The following is a 268-nucleotide window of genomic DNA, read 5'->3' on the forward strand; positions in this document are numbered from 1 at the left end:
GCAGAACTCGCCACCTTGCTGACGCCGCTGGCGGCACAGATTGCCCAGCACCTGGAGCAACAGACCGCCCTGCACACCCGCCAGGAACAGGCGCAACACCAGCAAGTGGCCGCCCAGGCAGCACTGGCTGAGGCCCTGAAAAACCAGGCCGACGCCGCGCCCCTGCTGCGCCAGGCCATCGAAGAGCAAAACACCCTCGCCCACGTGAGCCGCGAACTGGCCAAGCGCAGCGAGGAAAAACACCAGCACGAAAGCGCCTGCACCGAAG

General features: G+C 66.4%; 1 protein-coding gene. It reads left to right on the forward strand.

The window, feature by feature from the left end:
- On the forward strand, positions 1 to 268 hold a 268-nt coding region (locus AAEZ05_RS28810), incomplete at both ends, for a hypothetical protein (RefSeq protein WP_350650013.1).

Origin of the sequence: Pseudomonas sp. HY13-MNA-CIBAN-0226 (assembly GCF_040310305.1) — a bacterium.
GTDB lineage: Bacteria > Pseudomonadota > Gammaproteobacteria > Pseudomonadales > Pseudomonadaceae > Aquipseudomonas > Aquipseudomonas gregormendelii.